Source organism: Borborobacter xinjiangensis, assembly GCF_047739745.1.
Classification (GTDB): Bacteria; Pseudomonadota; Alphaproteobacteria; order Rhizobiales; family Rhizobiaceae; genus Pseudaminobacter.
In genome coordinates, this window is sequence record NZ_JBLLVA010000103.1 from 1 (window position 1) to 515 (window position 515).

Annotated in this window: 1 pseudogene; it reads left to right on the forward strand. The window is 66.0% G+C overall.

The annotated features are described in order from the left end of the window. Positions 1-159: 159 nt before the first annotated feature. Positions 160-515 (forward strand): annotated as a pseudogene (locus tag ACLKMW_RS26525) (hypothetical protein); the annotation flags it as partial.

The window sequence follows — 515 nt, forward strand, 5'->3', positions numbered from 1 at the left end:
AAAAATCCCGCCTCCTTGCAACGGGGGCGGGATATTGCCATATCCGGCGCAGCGGACCGGGCCCCTCTGGCGAACTTCGTGAAGCGTCGCGATGTCGGACCGTTTGGATATATCGGCCCGCTTTGTGATGTTAAGCGGGCTGCTAGAGGAACGGTTGCCATGATGCGCTTCGGACGCTTTCGATTTCTTGCTCTTCTATCGGCGGCCTTCGTCGCCATGATGCTTGTCTCGGTGGACTTTGCCGAGGCGCGTCGCGGCGGCAGCTTCGGCAGCCGTGGCTTCCGCACGCAGCAGGCCACACCGCCCACGCCAACCGCCCCGAACCAGACCAGTCCCGTCGAGCGCAGCATGACGCCGGCTCCGAACGCGGCTACGCGGCAGCAGCAAACGGTCGGCCAGCAGCAGCGGCCCGGCCTGTTTAATGGGCTGGGCGGCGGGCTGATGCGCGGTATCCTGATCGGCGGCCTGTTCGGCATGCTGCTCGGCTACGGCTTCGGCGGCATGGCGGGCGCCCT